Origin of the sequence: Arthrobacter crystallopoietes BAB-32 (genome assembly GCF_000328305.2) — a bacterium.
GTDB classification, from domain to species: domain Bacteria; phylum Actinomycetota; class Actinomycetes; order Actinomycetales; family Micrococcaceae; genus Crystallibacter; species Crystallibacter crystallopoietes_A.
In genome coordinates this window covers 1-6,868 of the sequence record NZ_ANPE02000006.1, presented here as the reverse complement: position 1 = coordinate 6,868, position 6,868 = coordinate 1, and the positions used below count along the sequence as shown (strand labels likewise).

General features: G+C 66.3%; 6 protein-coding genes. 1 reads left to right on the top strand and 5 read right to left on the bottom strand.

Annotation, left to right across the window (positions count from 1 at the left end; genetic code table 11):
• Window positions 1-304: 304 nt before the first annotated feature.
• Entirely contained in the window at window positions 305-514 is a 210-nt protein-coding gene (locus D477_RS00130) for a hypothetical protein (protein WP_005266087.1), read from the bottom strand.
• A 361-nt stretch (window positions 515-875) separates the two neighbouring features.
• On the opposite strand from D477_RS00130, the gene D477_RS00125 reads away from it, so the two are divergent.
• The gene (locus tag D477_RS00125) at window positions 876-1,880 is read left to right on the top strand and encodes an AAA family ATPase (protein ID WP_150109911.1); all 1,005 of its coding nucleotides are present in this window, start codon (window positions 876-878) and stop codon (window positions 1,878-1,880) included.
• 295 nt (window positions 1,881-2,175) lie between these two features.
• Here the strand turns inward: D477_RS00125 and D477_RS00120 are convergent, their stop codons facing one another.
• From D477_RS00120 to mhpA, 4 genes are all read right to left on the bottom strand, one after another.
• Window positions 2,176-3,381 carry an NAD(P)-dependent malic enzyme gene (locus tag D477_RS00120; protein WP_043844960.1) on the bottom strand — a complete coding sequence of 402 codons (1,206 nt, stop codon included), beginning with the start codon at window positions 3,379-3,381 and terminating at the stop codon, window positions 2,176-2,178.
• A 2-nt stretch (window positions 3,382-3,383) separates the two neighbouring features.
• A complete protein-coding gene (locus tag D477_RS00115) occupies window positions 3,384-4,301 on the bottom strand; it encodes an intradiol ring-cleavage dioxygenase (protein ID WP_005266085.1) in 918 nt (305 codons plus the stop codon).
• Window positions 4,298-5,395 carry a maleylacetate reductase gene (locus tag D477_RS00110; RefSeq protein WP_005266084.1) on the bottom strand — a complete coding sequence of 366 codons (1,098 nt, stop codon included), beginning with the start codon at window positions 5,393-5,395 and terminating at the stop codon, window positions 4,298-4,300. The genes D477_RS00115 and D477_RS00110 overlap by 4 nt, the downstream gene beginning before the upstream one ends.
• 14 nt (window positions 5,396-5,409) lie before the next feature.
• The coding region (gene mhpA, locus D477_RS00105; protein WP_005266083.1) for a bifunctional 3-(3-hydroxy-phenyl)propionate/3-hydroxycinnamic acid hydroxylase MhpA at window positions 5,410-6,868 on the bottom strand (1,459 nt) is incomplete at its 5' end.

Here is a 6,868-nt window from a genome sequence, read left to right as displayed (position 1 = left end):
GGAACNGTTACAGGAGGGGTTGTCGAGACGCCACAACGGCGGCTGGCGCTCCAGCACCACACATGGACAGCTCATGTCCTTCCGGTTTACTGGCCTTGACCACCGCCCCGTTGCCTGGGAGATCACTGAAGGAGCTCCCCGTATGGCCGGCCGGGATTGCTTGGACTGCTTGTTTAAAGAAGGTCTTTCACTGCAGGGCAGGCAGGTCTGGGGGACGGACGTCGGCTGGGTCGAGTTCCGGACGGGGCAGCAACTATGGCAGTGCGTGGAGTCCGTGGGCTGATCGCGGCCGACGCGTCCGCCGCTATTTCATTAGTTGAATAGTGTCCCCGTGCTCAGCGATGTCGCCGGGTTCGATGATCACGTGCTCTGCATCATGATTGCGCGCTGCTGCCTGGCCCAGGACTAGGGCCTGGGCACGGGAGCCCCCGTACGCAAAGTGCCAGTCAGCGCCGCGGTGGCGGCTCTTCCACACGCCGTCTTCCCAGTAGGTCTCGACAGTCCTAGCGCTCAATGGCCACCTCCTCAACAGAAACGTGATGCACGTCTCATTCTAGCCTGCCTCAAACTCCCAAGGGAGAAATGCCCCGCTGGCACGAGCAAGCGCCGATAACGGCGCATATGACAGCACGGAGGACAAGTGGCGTGGGATCCCACCTCCCAGAAGGCGGCCTAGGGCCCTGGTTTGGCCCGGGTTGCGCCGTGCCGGCGCAACCCGGGCCAAACCAGACTCGGTAAACTGGCCAAAGTTTCACCAGTTTCACCACTTTCACCAGCTTTCACCTGGAGGCCAACGTGCAGAATCCGTTCAAGCCGACCGCTGGAGCCACGCCGCCTGACCTGATCGGGCGAGCCGGCCTCTTGGACGAGTTCGAATACGGACTGCAGCAAGGGTCGGGAGCCCCGGACTTCTGACCATCATTACCGGCTCAAGGGGCATCGGCAAGACTGTCATGTTGAGTGCAGCGGAAGCGATCGCCAGGAACCATGGCTGGGCGGTGGTTTCCCGGACTGCCACCCCTGGCTTCCTGGCCAGGATCGGCGACGACATGCTCCGCCTGCTGGATGAGCTTGGGGACGGTCCGCCGACGCGTAAGATCACCGGCTTTTCCGCGGCAGGGTTCGGATTGACAACCCAGCTCCCCCGGGAACGCATTCCAGACTGGCGCCGGACCGGGGAGGAACTGCTACGGCTGCTGGAAGGGAAAGGCACAGGCCTCGTCATCACCATTGATGAAATCCACGCTGTCGACCGGACCGAAATCTCCCAACTGGCCGCCGATGTGCAGCACTTCATCCGCGACGGACTGCCCATCGGCCTGATCTTCGCCGGCCTCCCATCGGCAGTGTCCGATCTGCTCAATGAAGGCGTAGCCACCTTCCTGCGGCGAGCCGACAGGATCAACCTTCACGAGGCAAGAATCGTCGAAGTCTCAGCCTCCTACCGGGAGCTTTTCCGTGAAGGCGGCATCGATGTCTCCCCGGAGCTTCTCAGCGAGGCGGCGGAGGCCACCGAAGGCTACCCGTTCCTCATCCAGCTCGTCGGCTACTACCTCTGGATGGCAGCCGGCAAAGCCGGCTGGGCCTTGGACCTAAACAGCGTCCGTGGAGCTATTGCGGCCGCGCAACGACGGAACACGCTGGTCGTCGTCGAATCCGCGCTTTCTGACATCTCCGCTAAAGATCGTGAATTCCTCGATGCCATGGCCGAACAGGACGGCCCATCGGCCGCTGCCCAAATCGGCCAGATCATCAAATCCAAGCCCAATGTCGTATCGAAATACCGCAACCGGCTCATTGCGGCCGGCCTGATTGAATCAGCCGGCTACGGCAAGGTCGACTTCGCCATCCCCGGACTTCGCCAATACCTTCGCAGATAGCCGCCATTTATAAAGAGAGCGCTTGCCCGATTCAACCGCTCAAGGCCGACAGATCCCAACGACTGCTCAACGCCCACACGCCGATAACGGCGCATATGACAGAAGGCGTCCGCGGCCGCATAGGGCGCCCCGGGGCACCTATTGACGGTGTATTGTCCGTACGCGCCTTTGCCCAGGTCTGGTCGGTGAGTCCGCGGCCGTCTCGGGTTGGGGGTGCCGGCGGGTTGCTGGACGAAGTCCTTCGGCCCAGCAGCGCTGGCCGATCGCGCCGCCGGCAATACCCGGTTTCCAGTTGTTATCGACGATCCCGTTCAGTTTCCGCTCCCATTCCGGCGCGGGCCGCGGCGATGACGGCTGCGGCGACGGCCGGTGCGACGCGTTCATCGAAGGGGCTGGGGACGATGTAGTCCGCGCCGAGTTCCTCGGCGGCGATGGCCGCGATCGCGTCCGCGGCGGCCACCTTCATCTCGGAGGTGATCCGCTTTGCGCCGGCGTCCAGCGCGCCGCGGAAGATGCCGGGGAAGGCCAGCACGTTGTTGATCTGGTTGGGGAAGTCGCTGCGCCCGGTGGCCACGACCTTGGCGAACTTGTGCGCGACGTCCGGGTGCACCTCCGGGTCCGGGTTGGAGAGCGCGAAGATGATCGCATCCTCGGACATCTTCGCCAGCGTCTCTTCCGGGACGGTGCCGGAGGAAACACCGATGAACACGTCGGCGCCGTCCAGGGCCTGGGCGCTGCCGCCGGTGAGACCGCGCGGGTTGGACCGAGCGGCGTAGGCCGCCTTGATGTCGGTCAGGTACCTGCGGTCCTTGTGAATGACACCGCGTGAATCCAGCAGCGTCACGTCGGCGATCCCGGCCGCCAGCAGGATCTCGGCGACGGCGATCCCGGCCGCGCCGGCGCCGGAAATGACCACCTTGAGCGAGAACAGCTCACGTCTCACTACTCGGGCGGCGTTCTTCAGGGCGGCGAGGACGACGACGGCCGTGCCGTGTTGGTCATCGTGCATCACGGGCATGTCCAAGGCCTCAATCAACCGGGACTCAAGCTCGAAGCAGCGCGGCGCGGAGATATCCTCCAGGTTCACGGCGCCGAAGCTCGAACGCAGGTGCACCAACGTCTCGATGATTTGGTCCACGTCGTTGGTTTCCAGCACCAGCGGGATGGAGTCCAGGCCGGCGAACCGCTTGAACAGGGCGGACTTGCCTTCCATGACCGGCAGCGACGCGGCGGCCCCGATGTTCCCGAGGCCGAGCACGGCTGTTCCGTCGCTGACGACCGCGACCAGGCGGGAAGCCCACGTGTACTTCTCTGCCAGTTCGGGATCAGTGTGAATCGCGCGGCTGACCTGCGCGACGCCTGGCGTGTAGGCGATGGACAAGTCCCGCTTGTCGTTCAGCGGCGCGGTCAGCCCGATATGGAGTTTCCCGCCCTCGTGGGCCTCGAAGGTTTCCTCGGTCGTCAAGTCGATGCCGGTGGGTTTCATTATTTCGGTACTCATAATCAGATCCCGGCGGGGGCGAGGACGATGTCGAAGCGGGCCTTCGCCCAGTCCTGCCCGTTGAGGTCGCGTCCGTCGGGGGTGGGGGTGCCGGCGGGCTGCTGGTCGAAGTCCTTGATGAGGGAGTCTTTGACCCCGAAGACGCTGTCGCCGATTTCCAGCTGCGGGTCGCCGGTGACGAAGATGTGGGTGACGAGGGTGCGGAGGTTTTCTGCGGTGACCATGAAGTGCAGGTGCGCGGCCCGGACCGGGGAGCGTCCGACTTTTTCAAGCATCTGGCCCACGGGCCCGTCGTGCGGGATCGGGTACGGGGTCGGGGTCAGCCCCCAGAACGCGTACCTGCCGTTCTCGTCGGTGTAGAGGTGGGCGCGGCCGGCGATTCGTCCGTCGGTGTACTGCACGTCGTAGAACCCGTCGTCGTCGGCCTCCCAGACCTCGATCCGCGCGTTCGGTACGGGGTTGCCGTCGGTGTCGGTGACGGTGCCTTCGACCCAGCAGGGCTGGCCCGTCGCGCCGCCGGCGATGTCCCCGCCGTGCGGGATTTCCGGGGCGTCTTCGGTGAAGAACGGGCCGAACACGGTGGCCTCGGTGGCGCCCTTGTAGGCCTGGTTGTTCACCGCGATGGTCTGCATGGACGCGCCAAGCACGTCGGAAAGCAGGACGAATTCCTGCCGCTTGTCATCGGTGATGTGCCCGGCGGCGGTGAGGAACCCGATCGCGGCGTTCCATTCCTCCTCGGTGAGCCGGACCTCGCGGATGAACGCGTGCAGGTGCCGGGTGAGCGATTGCATCAGTTCCTTCAGCCGCGCGTCCTCGCAGCGCTCGAACGAGGCAACGACCCGGTCGATGAGGGTCTGCTCGACCTCTGCCTGCTCGGCGCTGACCATGGTGGGGCCGGTGTTGGTGGTTTCGGTGTTCATCGTGCGGCTCCTTCCAGGAGGGCCTGGTCGGTCAGGGTTGCCGGGTCAGCGCCGGTGAGGGCGGCGTCCAGCAGGGCGGTGAGGTTCTCGGCGGTGACTGGGCGGGGGTTGTTGCCGGGGATCACCGGCAGCGCGACTTCGACGGCCTCGGCGATTCCGGCGGCGGTGAATCCGTAGTCGGCCAAGGCCTTTGGCGCGTCCAGCCGGGTCCGCAGTTCCTGCAGTCCCTCAAGCGCGGTCGAGGCTCCGAACGCGGCGGCCATCCGGGCCTCGGCTTCCGGAACGCAGGGCGCGTTGAACGCGAGCACGTAGGGCAGCACGGTCGCGTGGGTCTGGGCGTGCGGGAGGTTGAACGTCCCTCCGAGGACGTGGCAGATCTTGTGGTGCATCCCGGATCCGGCCGAAGCGAAGGACACCGCGGCCAGGTACGCGCCGTAAAGCGCCTGTTCCCGGCCCTTCAAACCGGACGGGTCGGCCTTGATTGCCGGCAGCCCGGCCGCCAGCGCCCGGATCCCTTCCGCGGCCAGGGCCGCGTTGATCGGGTCCACGCGCGGGCCCCAGAGCGAGTCGACGCAGTGCGCCATCCCGTTCAGGCCGGAGGCCACTGACATTTCCACCGGCAGCGAGAGCGTCAGCTCGGCGTCGTAGATGACCGTGACCGGAAGGACCTTGTCATCGACTCCGGTGGTCTTGCGGGCGGCCTCGGTCAGCCCCCACACGTTGGTCGCTTCCGAGCCCGCATATGTTGTGGGCACCGCGACGATCGGGATCCCCGTGGTCATCGCCACGGCCTTGGCCAGCCCTGTGGTCGATCCCCCGCCGACGCACACGATCAGGTCGATGCCGTTTTCGGTTGCCGCGGTGCGGGCGCGTTCGGCGACTTCGAGGGGCACGTGCATGACGACCTCGTCGTGCCACAAGGCGGCCTCGATGCCGGCGGTAACCTTCCGGGCGATCTCGGCTTCGAACTCGGAGGCGATCACCATCACCCGTTTGGCGCCCAGCCGGGCGGTCTCCGCGGCGAGGTTCTCCGCGGCCTTCCCGGAACCGAACAGGACCCGCTGGCCCAGGGTGGTGTGTTCAAACGTCAGCATCGTGTTGTTTTCCTTCACTTCGTGGTCGTGGTGGCGGGGACGGGGATCCGGAGTCCTGCGAGGATCGTGTCGAGGTGGGCGCGCAGTTCCTGCGGCGTGGAGGCGGTGGCTGCTACGTAGAAGTCGGGGCGCAGGATGGCGAACTCGGCGCCGATGGCATCGAACCAGTTCCCGTAGGTTCCGTCGAGGTCGATGACGTCGCTGCCGCCGTCTGCCGGACCGATTCCGGCGCTGTGTCCGCCCAGGGAATCCAGCAGCTGGCGCTGTTCCTCGCTGAGCAGGGCCGCCGGGTTGGTTCCGCGGCCGAGGATGGTCCAGCCGCGGCCGACGACGTCGTCGAATCTTCCGGTGCGGCCGTTGGCCTCAACGATGCCCTGCACGGAGAGTTCGCCGGCGTGCGGCGTGCCTTCGATCCAGAGGCCGGGGCCGAGGGCGGCGATGTCGGTGTCCACGGGGGTGCCGTCGGAGGACTCGAGTTCGGCGATCATCCGGCGGTCGCGTTCGGCGGCCTCTTCCGGGTCGGTGATGCAGATGATTTTGCCCAGGTCCATGGAGAAGTTGATGTAGTGCTGGACATGTCCGGCGCGTTCGGTTCCGTAGGAGTCCAGCAGCGCCTCGCCGGCCGTGCCGGAGAGCACGAGGTCCAGCCGCCAGGCCAGGGCCAGGGAGTCGCGCAGCCCGGCGCACATGCCTTCTCCGGCGAACGGGGGCATGAGGTGGGCGGCGTCCCCTGCGATCAGGCCGCGGCCGTTGCGCCAGGACGAGGCCCACCGTGCCTGGAAACGGTAGACCGCGGATCGCTCGAGCTGGCAGTTGTCCGGGGTGGCGCCCCACGGTTTGAGCAGGTCCCACGCCGATTCAGTGGAAGCCAGTTCGGCCGGGTTCTCGCCGGGGAGCACCATGAACTCCCAGCGCCGTCGGCCGGGGCCGCCGGGGACGATGGTGGTGGGACGGGCCGGATCGCACAGCTGCCAGTGGGTCGGGTCGCTGGGCATCGGCTCGTTGGGGATGATATCCAGGATCAGCCAGTCGAAGAAGAAGCCGTGGTCCTCAAAGCCCAGACCGAGGGCCTCGCGGACAAAGCTGTTGGCGCCGTCGGCCCCGACCACGTACTTCGCGCGCAGCGTCTCGGTGGTCACCGCGCCGTCCGCGGAGGTCACGGTGCCGGTCAGCACCGCGCCGTCCTCGTCCTGCTGCAGGCCGGTGGCCTGCCAGCCGCAGCGCGTGATGACTCCGGGCAGTTCCGCGGCGAGCCCGCGCAGCCGCTTCTCGAGCGCCGGCTGGGAGAACCAGTACCGGGTGTGCCAGCCGGAGGCGGCGGTGCTGGCCCAATCGACTTCCAGGAGGGTACGGCCTTCAGCGTTCTTCCAGTAGTAGATGTCGTTGTGATAGTCGATCGCCGGATCGTTGTCCGAGTCGATCCCGAGAATGTTCAGGATGCGGGCGATCTCGTGATCAAACGTGATGGCACGC